The organism is Maribacter sp., assembly GCF_039974175.1.
Taxonomy (GTDB): Bacteria; Bacteroidota; Bacteroidia; order Flavobacteriales; family Flavobacteriaceae; genus Maribacter_C.
Window position 1 is genome coordinate 25,076 of record NZ_JBDWJN010000008.1, and the last position, 15,470, is coordinate 40,545.

A 15,470-nucleotide genomic window follows, 5' to 3' on the forward strand; every position below is an offset into this window, starting at 1 on the left:
ACCAACCTATTACGTGAACAAAGAACTGGAACATCAATTTGTGACGGAACTTGAGAACAACCAAAACATTGTTCACAAGGTCTGTACATTGTACACCAATGATAGGGATTCACACAATGATCTGTTTCAGGAAATTACGATACAGTTATGGAAAGCATACCCAAAGTTTAGGGGCGATTCTAAATTCAGCACGTGGATGTATCGCGTTGCGCTGAACACTGCCATTACCTTATATCGTAAGTCGAAAAGACGTATTCGAACCCAAGATTACGAATCGGTTATTTTTAAAATAAAAGCCGAAGAATATGACGAAACTGAAGAACAACAACTGAAATTGATGTACAAAGCCGTAAAACAGCTGGGTGACATAGATAAGGCCTTGGTTTTTTTATACCTAGAAGACAAAGACTATAGTGAGATCTCTGAAACCCTTGGTATTACCGAAGTGAATGCCAGAGTGAAGATGAACCGCATTAAAAATAAGTTAAGAACCATATTGAATCCTTAGGATTATGATGGACGAATTAGAATTATTGAAAAAAGATTGGCAAAAAAAGGAGGAGCATCTTCCAAAATTGTCATACAAAGAAATTTATACCATGATATGGAAGAAGTCTTCTTCTATCGTAAAATGGATATTCTATATAAGTATTATTGAACTGCTTTTTTGGATTGTATTAAATGCAGCTCCATTCTTTATTGATTCGTATCAGGAAAATTTAGGCGGTGTGGAAAATGGTGTTACCCAAACGTTTATCGTAGTAACTAATACCTTCTCATTCGTAATAATTGCCGTATTCATCTATTTTCTATACAAAGCGTATCGAGGAATTTCGGTTGTTGACAATGTAAAATCACTAATGGAAAGTATTCTTAGAACAAGAAAAATTGTTCAATACTATGTCGGGTTTAATTTAATAATGGCCGTTCTAATTACCTTATATACCATCTACGACATGTTTACGCATGACGAAAAAGTAATGAAGCTTTTTCAGACTATTAAAGATGAGGGTTCTGAATTAAAATTCTGGTTACTTGGCGCGGTAATTGTAGTTCTTGGTATGGTATTGGTGGTGGGCTTTATTTGGCTGTTTTATCGACTTATCTACGGTTTTCTTTTGCGTAAATTGAACCAAAACTACAAAGAACTCAAAAAACTCGAAGTCTAGTTTTTTGCACTATACCTACGAGCTTGGTTCTCTTCTTCGTAAGCCAATAATTCTTCTTTGGGAATAACCTTTAAGAAGGATGGGTGCTGCTCAATCGCGTACTCTAACTTCTCAATAATCGATTCAAATGATTCCTCTTCATAATCAATATCCAGTGGTTCTTTGATGACCATTGATTGTAGAATTCCCTTTTTCTTAACGCGAAGGCCTTTTTTGTCAAAAGAACGACGAAATCCGTCAATGACAACAGGTACTACAATAGGCTTATACTTTTTGATAATATGCGCAGTTCCTTTGCGCAAGGGCTTCCATGGGGTAGTTGTTCCTTGCGGAAATGTAATTACCCAACCATCTTCCAAGGCCCTACCAATATTTGAAATATCGCTCATTTTTACCTGACGATTAATGTCTTTTCCCTCAGAACGCCAAGTGCGCTCCACACTAATAGATCCGGCATACGCCAAAATTTTGGTCAGTAAACTCTTTTTCATGGTCTCCGCCGCGGCAATATAGTACACATTCAATTTAGGGTTCCAGAGATAACCAATTCCTTTAATAGAATCATCTCTACCCTTTAAACTAGCGTTAAACACATGGAACATTGCAACGACATCGGCAAAATAGGTCTGGTGATTGCTCACAAAAAGCACATTGGTATCAGGTAAATTGCGAATGACATCTGAGCCCTCAATTTCTAATTTATTAAAACGTTTATAACGTTGATGGGTCATTACGCCGAGAATTCGGATAAGCCATTTCTTTAAGAATAAAATATGTCCAAAAGGATTTTCTTTAAATAAGCTCATATTTGGTAGCGAGGTGATTTTGAGTAAACGCAATGTACAAAATCTACTACTTATAACACCTGTTTTAGCAACTCTTTGACCTCACTAAGCATCATTGCAGTGGCCCCCCACACGGTATATCCATTTAATCTGAAGGCAGGAACCGCTATATTTTTTGCATAGGAAGTAGATAGGGTTTGCTCAAAAAGATTGGCATCATTCAAAAAGTCGGCAAGCGAAACCTCAACCACCGATTCTACTTCATCTTCCTGTAATACAAAAGGTTGTGGTTCTTGGTAAAGGCCCACAAAGGGCTGCACTTCAAAATTACTTGGAGGTATATACACCTTGCTCAAAGATCTTATAATGGCTACCCGTTCAATAGGTACTCCTACCTCCTCATTTGTTTCCCGAAGCGCGGTTTCTTGTAAGTCATGATCTTGCAATTCTAGTTTTCCTCCAGGAAATGCGATTTGATTCGAATGTACACCCTTGTAGGTTTTTCTTAAAATCAACAACAAATGTGTAACATTTTCATACTTTGGATAGAACAAGGCCAAGACTCCAGCCTTCCTGGCGTTTTTGCGCTCAGGATTTAGGCGCTGCAACTCTTCAATTCGAACTTCAGGAGCCATTTTAAAGTGGGCCGATTGCCCAGGTAAGGGTAGATTTTTTATTTTTGAGACTTGTTTTGAAAAAAAAGTGTAATCCATGTCAGTCAAGAGAATCGCTTTCGGTACAATAATAACACTATTATTTTTAGTGGGATGCAAAGATAAAACCGAAAAGAAAACATCCAAAGAACCACAAACGGATGCTATTCAAGATACTACTCAAACCGTGGAAGTTGTACCAAATGAAGGGGAACTAGAAGAAGAATTTAAACTTAACGAAGAGAATTCCATTCAGTTTTTCTTTGATTATCAAAAAGGACTCAAGGAAAACAAAGTAAAATTAACAACAAGCATGGGGAGCTTTACGGTTCAACTCTATGATAATGTACCCTATCACAAAGCGAATTTCATTTACCTAACACGTGAAGGCTATTTTGACGGTACGCAGTTTCATCGCATCGTAAAAGATTTTATAATTCAAGGAGGTAATGCCGATGACGATGAAACAGCAGATAAAAGAAGAAAACTCGGAAGGTATCTATTGCCTCCCGATACCAGGAAAGGCTACAAACATCATCGTGGTACCATATCAATGCCGAGTAGTGAAATTAATAATCCGCATAAATTAGCCTCCCCTTATGAATTCTTTATTGTGGTGACCAAACCTGGTTCTTATCATTTAGACGGTGGTTTTACACCTTTTGGTAAAGTTATCCAAGGCATGGACGTAGTTGATAAAATTAACAAAGTGGCGGTAGGTAAAGGCGATTGGCCACAGCAAAACGTTTACATAGAAAAAGCTGAAGTGCTGCAGTAGCAGCCAAACTCAGATAGTTCGGAGTCTTTATCTTGACGACCTATAAATATTCGGCAAGGCTATATTAAATTTCACGGCAAGCAACCGTATGAGAATCGTAATCAGTATGGCTCCTACAAACGCATATTCAGCGCTTTGCAGTAGTTCACGAAAACCGAAGTAACTTATAGCACCTAGAATACAAGCTGTTGCATAAATCTCTTTTCTGAATATTACCGGTATTTCATTGCAGAGCATATCGCGTATAACACCGCCGAAACACGCCGTAATCGTACCTAACGCAATACACATAATAGGCAACAAGTTTGCAGAAATGCCCTTCTCAACGCCTACCATAGTAAAAAGACCGATACCTATAGTATCAAATAGAAAAAGTGTTTTTCGAAGGTATTTGAGTTGATTTACGAAAAGTACTGCGAATACCACAGCAGCGAGTACGACCAAAACATAAGTGTAATCACGCATCCAAACCACTGGAGTATTTCCAATAAGAATATCTCGTAAAGTTCCCCCTCCAATAGCCGTGACAAAGGCAATTATAAAAACCCCGAAAATATCGAGTTTCTTTTCCATAGCCACTAGTACTCCTGAAATGGCAAAAGCAATGGTACCCAAAATATCAATGGTCAGATAAAACATAAGTCGCGATTGATATGCCCAAAAATACATTTTGGACATAAGACTTTGCTCTAAATTTTGGTTTTTTTACTTGCCGTGACTAAAAAAAAATAATTTAAAACTGAAGCCTAGCAGCTTGTTCTATCTTACCGAAACTTTCCGATTATAACCTTACGAATCGCAAATGCCAAAATAGATCATAATTGCCTATCTTGACCTGCTTGGATTATGTTCTTACTCATGAAAATAAACTCTAAACCAAAGGCAATGATTCTTTTAAAACAGTACCTTACCCTAGTTCTTCTTTCCCTCTTAACAACTGCTTCTACCGTACTTCATGCCCAAACCTATTCAAAAAATGGAATGGTAGTTTCCTCAGATAATAATTCATCAGCCATAGGGGCTTTGATTCTTAAAAAAGGAGGTAATGCCATCGATGCGGCGATAGCGACGGCATTTTCCTTGGCGGTCACACATCCATCTGCTGGTAATATTGGCGGTGGGGGGTTTATTGTTTTTATGAATTCCGAAGGAAAGACCACGACGATAGACTTTCGCGAAAAAGCACCGCTAGCGGCTACCAATGACATGTATTTGGACCCTGAGGGAAATCTCATCGATGGAATAAATCATAATACCGCAAAAGCTATTGGAGTGCCCGGAACCGTGGCGGGCCTATATCTTGCACATCAAAAATATGGGAGCCTTCCTTGGAAAGAATTGGTTCAACCCGCTATAGATCAAGCAAGCAAAGGTTTTGTTTTCAATTGGTCACTATTTAATGCAGCCAATTATTTTAGCAAAGAGGGAAATACAAATGCTTTTATGGATGGGTATTTTAGAAATATAGAAGGGAAGCTAGTTCAGCCAGGGGAAATCTGGAAGCAAAACGAATTGGCCGAGACTCTTACCAGGATTCGAGACCACGGTCATGACGGATTTTACAAAGGTAAAACTGCCAAAAAGATAGCCACGTTTATGAAAAAAAACGGAGGAATTATTACCAAAAAAGATTTGGCTAAGTACGAAGCCGTTGAGCGCGAGCCCGTTAAGGGTAGTTACAAAGGTTTTGATATTTATTCGATGCCACCTCCAAGTTCAGGTGGAGTAGCTCTGGTAGAAATGATGAACCTGATGGAGCTGGCCGACTTAAAAACTTTGGAATTCAACTCTGCCGAGCATTTACACTTGGTTGCTGAAGCCATGCGCAGGGCCTTTGCAGATCGGGCGGAGCATTTGGGTGACCCAGATTTCAATTTAAACATGCCCCTAGAGAAGTTAACTTCAAAGGACTTTGCAAAAAAACGATTTCAACAAATCGATATGACCAAAGCATCGGTGAGTGATTCGACACAATTTGGAAGATTGTTTGACGGCGAAAGTACCACACATTTATCTACAATGGATAAAAATGGAAACGCAGTATCACTTACCTATACCTTAGAATACAGCTATGGTTCTAGAATGGGGTCTAATGAATTGGGCTTTATTTTCAATAATGAAATGGGAGATTTTAATCCACAGCCGGGCATTACCAAAAGTAACGGTCAAATTGGCACTGCCCCAAATCTGGTCGAACCTGAAAAAAGGATGCTTTCAAGCATGACGCCGACCATTGTGGGGAAAAATGGAAAAGCTTGCCTGGTAATAGGCAGCCCAGGGGGCAGGACCATTATTAATACCGTCTTTCAAACGGTGCTCAACGTTTTGGAATTTGACATGCGAATAGACAAAGCCATTGAAGCATTAAAAATTCATCATCAATGGCTTCCTGATCAAATAGTATATGAAAAATACCTACTATCTCCCGACACTAGAAAAGCGCTTGAATCGAAAGGACATATCTTAAAGGAAAGGAACAACATGGGCGCCTTAATGGGCATTACCTACGATTCGGAAAAAAAGATTTTTACGGGAGCCTCAGATTCTTCTCAACCTGATAGTGGTGCCGTAGGGTATTAATTAGGCTTCGAACTCAAGAAAACTGAAGCAACTAGGTCTCATAAAATATAGTCTTAGGCATAGAAGAACTTGCAAATTATGACCGCAGAGCATTGCTACCTCTATTGTTATGAACTAGCGGTAAATATTGAGCAAATGCCATAGCGGCAATATTTACGGTCAAAGCAGGCAAACAAGAATACGCCAGAATGAGAAAAGAGATGAACTCTAAATAGTTAACATTTCTTTATCTATTTTCTTTAGATCATTTGTTTAGCTTTAATACCAATTCTAAACAAAATGCGCATTCGAATGGCACGGGTTTCCTTATTTTTTACGCTCTTTTTTATCGGTTTACTAGTTCAGGCACAACAATCTGACCGTACTTCGACCATTGATTTTGTAGAAATCTTAAATGGCGATATTGCGGAAACTGAATATTACTATCAAAATAACTGGAAAATACTGCGTGAAATGGCAGTTCAAAGAGGCCACATAGCATCGTATGAAATAATTGAAACCGTAGCAACACCAGAAGCTCCTTTTCATCTCATGTTGATTACCACCTATGCAAACAAAACACAATACCAGCAGCGAGAAAAGCATTTTCAGGCATTAATAAAAGAGAAGGGCAGTCTAGCGTTACTAAATGATAAAAAGCCCTCTGAATTTCGAAAAACGCTTTTCAACAAAGAAAAAGCTACGCACTGGAAGTAGTGATAATTGAATTTTTATTATCTAACGAACCTTCTTACAAAACCATCGGCAGCCAGCCCATCATCAAGTACTAAGTTGGATTGGTCTATTTGTAAAACTTGAAATCTTACACCTTCAATCCGTATCGTACGAATAGTGTCTTGTTTGTCAAACCCCACGGTATACTTTCCACTATCTAAGCCTTTATAAATACTTTTCGGGCCGGTGGTTAGGAATGTCGTTTCAACTCGCAATGTGCTTTGGTCCATTGCAAAATTCCATACTACATCACCAACATCATAGTCGAGATCGATACCCTGAATTCCTCCATATACATTTTTCAAATACCATACCCCTTCGAGAGGATCTTGAGGTATAGTGTCATCGGTATCACTACAACTTGTGCAAAAGGTCAAAATAACAAGTAAAAATATAAGCTTTGCTTTCATAATTAAACATCCAAAAATCCGTATCTTTTAGATACAATTTTCAGTATTAGGTTGCTTCTCATATACCACCATTTAATTGGATTCCCCCTCTGGAATCAACCTTTAACTCACATCACAAGCACTTGCCACAAATGCATAACCTATGAAAAAAATAGCCGTTATAGTAGGACATAATCCTATCAAACAAGGAGCGCTATCTATAGCACCCATTGGTCGTTCTGAATTCGATTTTAATTCTGAATTGGCACAATTAATGTTAGCCAAATCCTCAACATATTCCTTTGAAATAGCTATATTTTATAGAGAATATCAAAAATCATATTACAAAGAAATTCAAAAAGTATATGCCGAAGTTGATGCCTGGGATGCCGATTTTTCAACTGAACTACACTTTAATTCAGCAGTATTCACTGCATTGGGTTCAGAAGTGCTCAGCAGTGGGAGCAGAAAATCGATGTTATTTGCCCAAAAAACACAAAATGAGCTTGTAACTCTATTTGACAGAACTGGAAAGACCGATAGAGGTGTGAAGGTTCGTAAAAAGGGAGCTAGGGGATATCGTTCCTTAGTTGCAGGGAAAGCTGCTGCAATCATCGTAGAACCTTTTTTTGGATCAAATAGACAAGACGTACAGCAAATGTATACGCTTGGTTTAGAGCAACTCGCGGAGGCATATTTAAGGGCAATAGAACAACTATAGCTTGTGAGAATTCATACCATCGTTACTTCCTTAAACTGGTGCCAAGGATACTAGTATTGCACTGATTTCTTTATACAGCCTGTTAAAACAGTAGTTGAATAAACTTAACCTTTAAAAGTGGGAGGTAAGTAATATAAAAAAAAACGCCAAGCGGTTGCTCGGCGTTTTATATATCATTTGACCTCAACCTATTTGGCTAATTGTCTTTTCAATACTCTTTTTTGAGCCATTCTATATTTTAGAATATTCACATATCGCAAGGCTTCTTTCGTATCGTAATCAGCATAGGAGCGCTGGGCCCAATCTAAAGCTGTGTCTAAATCACCATTGATTTCATTGATAATCGCCATGTTGTAACAAGCACGCCCAGCAATCTTTCCATCAGGGTTCGAAACCTCCTCTTTCCAAAGCTCTGCTGCACTATCCCATTTACCACTTTGGGCCCTGCGCATGGCTATTTCGAACTTATCAGTTCCTTTTACAAAGTAATCTCGAGTAACCCTTCGTGACTGTGGTGTAATACGTTTGGCATAGTAATCACCGACATGACTGCTAGTTTCTACCACCTCTTCTTTACGATTCATGATGGCTTTAACGGCTTTCATTGGATTGATGCCTTGACCACTTGAAACTAGGTTGTTGTTGAAAGAATACTCATCTAAAATCTCTTTCGTAGCAGGGTCATAAATTCTCCAGCCATTTTGAATCCTAGTCCTAAGGGTAAGCGCTACCGCAGGTACTTTCGTTTTTATCCCAAACGAATTTGGAAGTTCCATTTCTGTTGCTTGCACAGCAGCTTTGGTATCGGTATCGTAAAAAGCTAGGGAAAACAAAACATCAACATCATGTTCTTCACAAATTTTATCCACCTGATCCCAAGTCAAGGCCGAGGGCAATACACCCAAACCTTTACGAACTTCAGGAATGTCTTCAAGAATCGCCACTTTATCAAAGCGTTGCAAGCGTTCCAATTCAGACTTCACAGAAGACAAAGCTGCTTCAGCACCATGCTTATCAAGATTCTTGCCCTCTGCCGATAATATTTTATCAATGGTATCAAGACCGCTATTGCCTTCGGCAGGAAGACTTCGGTTAATGATACCGATGTGTTGTACATCAGAGGCAATATGCACCGGAGCCGGTTCAACAGCGCTCATTGTCAATTGGTTGGTAGCGCTACAAGAAGTCAATAATAGGCCAATGCTAACTAACGCAAAAAATTGGTTTACTCTTTTCATAGGACGTAGGTTTTTATGTAAAATGGGTCAGCCCGTCTTTTTTGGCTAACGCGCTTATTACCAAACAGATAATTTATGAAATTATTGTCTTGGGCAAGGTTTTAATACTGCACTTCTACAGGGTGGCATCTCCAGTAAAAAACGTACCTTTCTGTTCAATCAACAGTTTCTAAAACCATGATGAATTATTATTTGATTTTAGTACTAATACTTAGTTGTATAAACCTATGCGCTCAAACGCTTGAAAATGATATGGAATCCAAACTCCATGATCTATTTAGTACAGCGTTTAAAGATTCGGAACCAGGCGGTTCTATATTAATTAAAAAAGGAGAACGGGTAATTTATGAACAGCATTTTGGAATTGCTAATCTCGACACCAATGAAAAGGTCACCGAGAGCACCTTATTTAACACTGGATCGATTTCCAAAACATTCGTTTCTAATGGTATCTTAATTTTACAAGAACGACAACAGCTATCTGTAGAAAACAAAATAACTGAATTTTTCGATGATTTTGATTCCCCTCATATTATCGATGATATTAGAATAAAACATCTTTTGTCTCACAGTTCAGGTTTACCAGATTTACGGCGGGTAAACGAAAAATTTGAGTACTTTTTGACTGCGAAAGACGCTGGAAATTTTGAACCTTTAAAACGTGTACATAAACTTCACTTTGAGCCAGGAGAAAAATTTGAATACTCAAACCCTGCCTATAATGGCTTAGCACTTATTATTGAAAAGTTGACCAATGACAAATGGCAGAAGTTTATTGTTAGCAACATATTTGAACCCGCTGGCATGAAAAATAGTAAGATTACCGATGGATCTTATCCTGAAAAGGGTGTTGCACATGGGTACGAATTCAAAAACGGCAAGTATATAGAAAGTGATTATGGGGAAGTTCCAACCTTCGCAGCTGCTGGTAATGGTGGGGTCTGGAGTACCACCAAGGATTTGGCTACATATGAAAAGGCACTTCAAGAACATACATTCTTGAGCAAGGCTTTGATTCAGGAATCGAGAACAATTTACAAACCCAAAAACTGGAATGATACTAACGACCCGAAACTTGGTTATGGTTGGTTTATTTCACCAAAGAATGATTCAAAGTTCAACATTGATATGATTTATCATACTGGCTCTCAAGGAGGTTTTAATGCTTTCTACTATTATTTTCCATCTAAAGATTTACTTTATGTAGGCTTATTTAACCGACCCCTGGGGAAATCTAGAGCTAAGGTAAATGCAGCATTTGATCTTTTTGAAGAATTCAATTGGTTTGATTAAAGTGTACTTGGTGTAGCATGGTGATGTTGCTTCTCAGCAATAGCCCTCATGACCAGCAGCATAAACCGATTACATAGATGGAAGTAGTTGGTATAACCTTCAGCGATTAAGTTCGATTGCAACGGCTTTAAATCCGATTCAATTTTGTCATAAATGAAGTGAAAAAGGCATAAAATTGTGTTTGACCTATTTACCTTACTCCATTTTCGAGGGTTGAAGCAAAATTTTTCGAAACCATATTTCACTATCTTTAATCATAAATCTGCGTTGAAATCCCAAATGCTATACAGCTATGAATAACAAACTTCTGGTAAATGAAAGGCAATCAGATATTGGTAATTTTATCGTAGGACGCTTGCTACCATTTCGCAAAAAGAGACAAGTGGGTCCATTTACCTTTATCGATCACATGGGGCCAACTAACTTAGTTGCCGGTCAATATATGGATGTTGATCAGCATCCACATATTGGTCTAAGCACCCTAACCTATCTTTTCGAGGGAGAAATACATCATAAAGACAGCATAGGTAGTGACCAAATAATATACCCAGGTGACGTTGGTTTTATGACCTCGGGGAAGGCGGTTACCCATACAGAACGCACACCCATTTTTCGGCGCGATGGTAAAACACACTTAATACACGGGTATCAGATCTGGGTTGCACTACCCAAGGAGTTAGAAGAAATGGAACCACAATTCGATTATTTTACCGCCGATGAAATACCTGTATGGCAATCGGAAGGTATTTCATTCAAACTGGCCGCTGGAAATGCCTTCGGTAAAAAATCACCACTGCAAGGGTTTTCGCCATTATTTATGGTAGACGTGTATGCAGCAGAAGAAAGAACACTACAATTGCATGGCCAGCTAGAGGGCGAAGTAGCCTTTGTTATTGTCAAGGGAAGTATTTCGCATGATGGGGAAACCATAAATGCAGGACAAATGCTCATAAGCAAAACAGATGATGCTTGTGAAATAAGCCTATCAGATGACACACAACTCATGCTTTTTGGGGGCAAGCCCTTACCAGAAGAGCGCTTCTTGAGCTGGAACTTTGTGTCGTATAGCAAGGAACGATTGAGACAGGCCAAAAATGATTGGGAGGCTAAGCGATTCCCTAAAGTTCCGGGTGACGATACCTATATACCTTTTCCAACTATAAAAGGATAGTATCTTAATTACACCCTAAAGCGAGATACGATAGAACTCATGTAAAGTGATAAATCATGCCCGATTTTTAAAATAGAAGCAAATCAGTAACAAAAGACAAAAATCTTGCGTCTATTAAGACAAAGATGATTTTATGAAAATATATACACTACTGCTATTTCTTCTTGTCAACCTAGGCTGCAAAGAAACCGCGTCGCATGAAATAGAAACAGTTGAAAGTGAAACCCCCAAGTTGTCTACAAACACTAGTAGCGCAGTAGGAAAAGTGCAAGTACTAAATTTTGCTACTTTTCATATGGGTTCCACCTCTGATGCAAACAGCGTTGACTTTGATGAAAACGATCAAAAAAACCAAAGAGACGCCAAAAAAATTGCCGCAATGATCGCTGCATTCAAACCGACTATAATCTGTGTCGAAGTGCCCTGGGACAAGAATGAAGAACTTCACCACAGGTATCAAGAGTATATAAGCAACCCATCAAAAGTTTCTACCTACTATGGAGAGGTGGGTATGGTAGCTTTCGAAGTAGGGCGCTTGAGTAAATTAAAATCCATATTCGGTATAGACCATAAAATGGAGTACAACTATAGGATTGGTCAAGAAATTGAAAATGCTGTAGATTCGGTTACTTACAACAATTATTATAAAAACCCATTTGGTTTTCATCCAGAAATCAACCTCAACCATGATGAATTATCACTGCTAGAGAAATTGCAACTGTACAATAGTCCGAAATTTTTAGATTTTTTGATAGCTGTTAACGCTGATATGCTGGCCTTCGCCGGCACCGAAAATAATTTTGAAGGTGCTGATGAGGCCGCAAAGTACTATCAAAGGAACTTACGTATCTACTCTAACCTTAATCGCTTGCCAATGACAGCTCAAGATCGGGTATTCATACTATCGGGAGGGAGTCATACAGCATTTTTGGGAGAATTTATGCGGAGAAGTCCCAAATACGAAATGGTAAATGTACAAGACTACCTCAATTAGTCTGTGATCGTATTATTTGACGACTGGGGTAATCACAATATTGCGCAATTCAACAGGCCCGTGATCACCCTGAATTAAAAGTGGTCCGGGAGCAGCTTCATCATTATCAAGAGCCCCACCGGTCATACCGGGAATATTCTGATTACTGATTATGGTTTTTCCATTGGCAACAATAGTTACCCGTCGCCCGATTAAGGTAATATCGTATTCTTGCCATTCACCCGCAGGTTTGGCAACCATTTCATTGGGTGTAAGCAGGCCGTAGATGCCTCCGAAAAGAACACTTGAGGGTTCCAAACCTGCATTGTCTGCCACCTGCACTTCATAACGACCACGGAGATAAATTCCGCTATTGCTATCCTTGGGATACTTAAATTCTACATGAAGTTTAAAATCGGTAAATTTTTCATCGGTAACCAAATTACTTCCTGATTTCATACTCTTTAAAACCCCGTTTTCAACTACCCATTGGTTTTCGCCCATGGCGGTCCACCCAGTCAAATCCTTTTCGTTGAAGAGTTTCCTTTCTTTACCCCACTTGGGGTTATTGGTGTACGGCAATTTTGGTGCACGGGTGGCTACCCAAGAATGAGTTTTGCCATCAGTATAAATGAGCGTTCCTTTGAGTCCGTCGCCATCACGCATTCCTAAAATTTGCATATCAAAGCCTTTGGGTTCCCATTGTGCAGGAATAGCAAAACTGAATTTTCCATCGGTAACTTTTACCTCTGCTACAGGTCTGGCACTTCCAAATTTATAACAAAAGCGGCCGACCAATGTGCTGTTTCCAGAATGACTGATTTGTAGCCACGAAGGCTCTTCCTTTCCATCTTCCGTGATGGTAAGATTCCATGTACCTTCTAGGGCTTTTGTATCTTGTGCAACAATGAAAATAGAGGTCAACAAAAGACTAGTAAGGGTAAAAACGAATTTGGCTTTCATAAATTTGTTCTATAGATTGTATTTGTAAATATAGCGAACTCATCCATTGAAAAAAACTACTTTTACCGATGACTATTATGCGTCGACAAACAACAGTAAATTAAAGAAAAATGAACAAATCTCTTGCCTTTTTTGAGTCTTTGGTCGGAAAAGATTCTTCCGAATCTATTTGCCCGTTAACCGTCTGGCTCAATCCGACCCTTTTGAGCGCTGAGGCGGGCAAACTCGAATTCTCTTATGTGATACGCGAAGAAATGACCAATCCCCTAGGTATATTACATGGAGGTACAACAGCAGCCATAATTGATGATGCTGTAGGAGCGGCGGTCTGGTCTTTGGGAAAATCAAACCCCTATACAACAGTAAACCTGGCTGTAGATTATTTTGCCTCTGCCAAGGCAGGAGAAACGATTATTGCGGTTGCTTCGATCACCAAAAACGGGAATCAAATTGTGAATACCAATTGTGAAGTTTGGAATGCTGATCGAACGCGAATGCTTGCCAAGGGGCATTCGAATCTGATAAAAATCAATACGGTTAGGAAGTAAAGTTATCACTTTTCGGTATCTTTAAAACATGACCGACAACCGAAGAAAATTTCTTAAAAGACTAAGCATTGGAGCAGCTGGTGCCTTATTAACTCCCGCAAAAATATGGGCGCAAGAAGTGCAACTTTTTCAGAATGCGCTGAGCGATTTAAAAACTACCGAAACAGCTGAAGCCCTATGGCAAAAGGTACAATCGCAATTCCATTTTGCTGAAGGCTTGACCTATTTTAACAATGGTTCGCTTGGGGCTTGCCCCAAACCAATTCGTGAGGCTACCATAAACTTTCAGAATACCTTAGACGATTTTCCGTCAAAATATATGTGGGGTGGTTGGAAAAATGAAATTGAGGAAGTTCGACAAAAAACGGCAGACCTATTTTCAGTTACCAAAGAAGAAATCGCATTGATTCATAACACTACTGAAGGCATGAATCTCATTGCCAGCAGTATGGATTTGCAGCCTGGAGATGAGATTATTTCTGCGGACCACGAACATACCAGTGCATTAAATCCATGGAAATATTGGCAAGAATCGAAAGGGATAAAAATAATCACTCCTACCCTACCCATTTTGCCCAAAAGTGTTGAAGAAGTCGTAGAAATCTACCGAAAAGCGATCACCGAAAAAACTAGGGTGATCTCCATTTGCCATTTGGTCAATACTAATGGGATGATACTCCCTATCAAGGAAGTTTCCAAAATGGCTCATGAAAAGGGGATTCTTGTTGCCGTCGATGGTGCCCAAGGCACAGGCATGTTTAATATCGATTTGAAAGATATCGGTTGTGATTTTTATACCGTTAGTGCTCACAAATGGTTGTTTTCTCCTAAAGGTGTGGGTATTTTTTACGCCAAGCAAGAAAGTCAAAAGCACCTAAAACCACTCGTTGTGGCCCGTGGTTATGAAGACACTAGTATTCGCAGATTAGAGAATTACAATACAAGAAACCTACCCGAAGTCTTGGGTTTGGGAGCGGCACTTGACTATCGAAATGCCATAGGAGCCCAAAAAATACATGACCGTACCTATGAATTGAAACATTATTTTAGGAATAAAATTAGAGACAACTCAAAGCTGATGCTCAAGACTCCAGAACCTGATTCACTTTCCGCGGGCATACAAGTCGTCGAGGTATTAGGCAAAGATGTTCAGGAAGTAAAGCATCGTCTTTTTGATGAGTATGGCATTGATAGTCGTCCGATGAGCAAGTTTGGTCTGAATGCCGTACGCCTTTCTTTTGCCATTTTCATTGGCAAGAAGCAAATAGATGCACTGGTTGACGCCTTGGTTAGCATAGCCGAATAGCATACTCAGTAGGAAGTTAAAGAAACTAGAGGACTATTGAAGGCTACCAATTACACAGATAATCGCACAGATTGTCCTTTCTTTTGTCCCTTTCACACAGATTATCGTTGTATTTGAGAATAAGAGTGTAATTTCGCGTGATTAAACCAGACAACAACCTCTTTACCAGCAGTTTCCCCTTCTATTTGA

17 protein-coding genes are annotated in these 15,470 nt (G+C 39.2%); 11 read left to right on the forward strand and 6 right to left on the reverse strand.

Translation table 11 applies throughout. The features are described from left to right. The first annotated feature begins 13 nt into the window (after window positions 1–13). Both ABJN95_RS05990 and ABJN95_RS05995 read left to right on the forward strand, forming a co-directional pair. Window positions 14–508 carry an RNA polymerase sigma factor gene (locus tag ABJN95_RS05990; protein WP_348369258.1) on the forward strand — a complete coding sequence of 165 codons (495 nt, stop codon included), beginning with the start codon at window positions 14–16 and terminating at the stop codon, window positions 506–508. 4 nt (window positions 509–512) lie between these two features. Then, window positions 513–1,169 (forward strand): hypothetical protein, encoded by a 657-nt coding sequence (locus ABJN95_RS05995; protein ID WP_348369260.1) that lies wholly within the window; start codon window positions 513–515, stop codon window positions 1,167–1,169. Here ABJN95_RS05995 and ABJN95_RS06000 read toward each other — a convergent pair. Then, the gene (locus ABJN95_RS06000) at window positions 1,166–1,975 is read right to left on the reverse strand and encodes a lysophospholipid acyltransferase family protein (RefSeq protein WP_348369262.1); all 810 of its coding nucleotides are present in this window, start codon (window positions 1,973–1,975) and stop codon (window positions 1,166–1,168) included. The two genes, ABJN95_RS05995 and ABJN95_RS06000, sit on opposite strands and share 4 nt — an antisense overlap. Before the next feature lie 50 nt (window positions 1,976–2,025). Continuing rightward, entirely contained in the window at window positions 2,026–2,667 is a 642-nt protein-coding gene (locus ABJN95_RS06005; RefSeq protein ID WP_348369264.1) for a CoA pyrophosphatase, read from the reverse strand. Here ABJN95_RS06005 and ABJN95_RS06010 point away from each other — a divergent pair. Beyond that, entirely contained in the window at window positions 2,666–3,385 is a 720-nt protein-coding gene (locus ABJN95_RS06010) for a peptidylprolyl isomerase (RefSeq protein WP_348369266.1), read from the forward strand. The two genes, ABJN95_RS06005 and ABJN95_RS06010, sit on opposite strands and share 2 nt — an antisense overlap. 27 nt (window positions 3,386–3,412) lie before the next feature. Here ABJN95_RS06010 and ABJN95_RS06015 read toward each other — a convergent pair whose 3' ends face one another. Further along, complete coding sequence (locus tag ABJN95_RS06015) at window positions 3,413–4,024, reverse strand: trimeric intracellular cation channel family protein (protein WP_348369267.1); 612 nt, start codon at window positions 4,022–4,024, stop codon at window positions 3,413–3,415. Between the two features lie 246 nt (window positions 4,025–4,270). On the opposite strand from ABJN95_RS06015, the gene ggt reads away from it, so the two are divergent. Then, window positions 4,271–5,965 carry a gamma-glutamyltransferase gene (ggt, locus tag ABJN95_RS06020; protein WP_348369269.1) on the forward strand — a complete coding sequence of 565 codons (1,695 nt, stop codon included), beginning with the start codon at window positions 4,271–4,273 and terminating at the stop codon, window positions 5,963–5,965. Between the two features lie 279 nt (window positions 5,966–6,244). Next, window positions 6,245–6,661, forward strand: a complete 417-nt coding sequence (locus ABJN95_RS06025) for a hypothetical protein (protein WP_348369271.1) — start codon at window positions 6,245–6,247, stop codon at window positions 6,659–6,661. Between the two features lie 17 nt (window positions 6,662–6,678). Here ABJN95_RS06025 and ABJN95_RS06030 read toward each other — a convergent pair whose 3' ends face one another. Beyond that, on the reverse strand, window positions 6,679–7,089 hold the full coding sequence (locus ABJN95_RS06030; RefSeq protein ID WP_348369273.1) for a lipocalin family protein: 411 nt from the start codon (window positions 7,087–7,089) through the stop codon (window positions 6,679–6,681). Between the two features lie 142 nt (window positions 7,090–7,231). Between ABJN95_RS06030 and ABJN95_RS06035 the strand changes: the two genes are divergently transcribed. After that, window positions 7,232–7,789: an N-acetylmuramoyl-L-alanine amidase gene (locus ABJN95_RS06035; protein ID WP_348369275.1), complete on the forward strand. Its 558-nt coding sequence runs from the start codon at window positions 7,232–7,234 to the stop codon at window positions 7,787–7,789. A 188-nt stretch (window positions 7,790–7,977) separates the two neighbouring features. On the opposite strand, the gene ABJN95_RS06040 is transcribed toward ABJN95_RS06035, so the two are convergent. Further along, window positions 7,978–9,027, reverse strand: a complete 1,050-nt coding sequence (locus ABJN95_RS06040) for a DUF6340 family protein (protein WP_348369277.1) — start codon at window positions 9,025–9,027, stop codon at window positions 7,978–7,980. A gap of 252 nt (window positions 9,028–9,279) precedes the next feature. On the opposite strand from ABJN95_RS06040, the gene ABJN95_RS06045 reads away from it, so the two are divergent. The 3 genes from ABJN95_RS06045 to ABJN95_RS06055 all read left to right on the forward strand — a co-directional run bounded on the left by ABJN95_RS06045 (window position 9,280) and on the right by ABJN95_RS06055 (window position 12,485). After that, window positions 9,280–10,320, forward strand: coding sequence for a serine hydrolase domain-containing protein (locus tag ABJN95_RS06045; protein WP_348369279.1), 1,041 nt, complete (start codon window positions 9,280–9,282; stop codon window positions 10,318–10,320). A gap of 292 nt (window positions 10,321–10,612) precedes the next feature. Continuing rightward, window positions 10,613–11,491, forward strand: coding sequence for a pirin family protein (locus ABJN95_RS06050; RefSeq protein WP_348369281.1), 879 nt, complete (start codon window positions 10,613–10,615; stop codon window positions 11,489–11,491). A gap of 133 nt (window positions 11,492–11,624) precedes the next feature. Then, complete coding sequence (locus ABJN95_RS06055) at window positions 11,625–12,485, forward strand: DUF5694 domain-containing protein (RefSeq protein WP_348369282.1); 861 nt, start codon at window positions 11,625–11,627, stop codon at window positions 12,483–12,485. Window positions 12,486–12,497: 12 nt separating this feature from the next. Here the strand turns inward: ABJN95_RS06055 and ABJN95_RS06060 are convergent, their stop codons facing one another. Next, window positions 12,498–13,427, reverse strand: coding sequence for a DUF1080 domain-containing protein (locus ABJN95_RS06060; protein WP_348369284.1), 930 nt, complete (start codon window positions 13,425–13,427; stop codon window positions 12,498–12,500). 110 nt (window positions 13,428–13,537) lie between these two features. On the opposite strand from ABJN95_RS06060, the gene ABJN95_RS06065 reads away from it, so the two are divergent. Both ABJN95_RS06065 and ABJN95_RS06070 read left to right on the forward strand, forming a co-directional pair. After that, on the forward strand, window positions 13,538–13,975 hold the full coding sequence (locus ABJN95_RS06065) for a PaaI family thioesterase (RefSeq protein ID WP_348369286.1): 438 nt from the start codon (window positions 13,538–13,540) through the stop codon (window positions 13,973–13,975). Between the two features lie 28 nt (window positions 13,976–14,003). After that, a complete protein-coding gene (locus ABJN95_RS06070; protein WP_348369288.1) occupies window positions 14,004–15,281 on the forward strand; it encodes an aminotransferase class V-fold PLP-dependent enzyme in 1,278 nt (425 codons plus the stop codon). Window positions 15,282–15,470 lie beyond the last annotated feature (189 nt).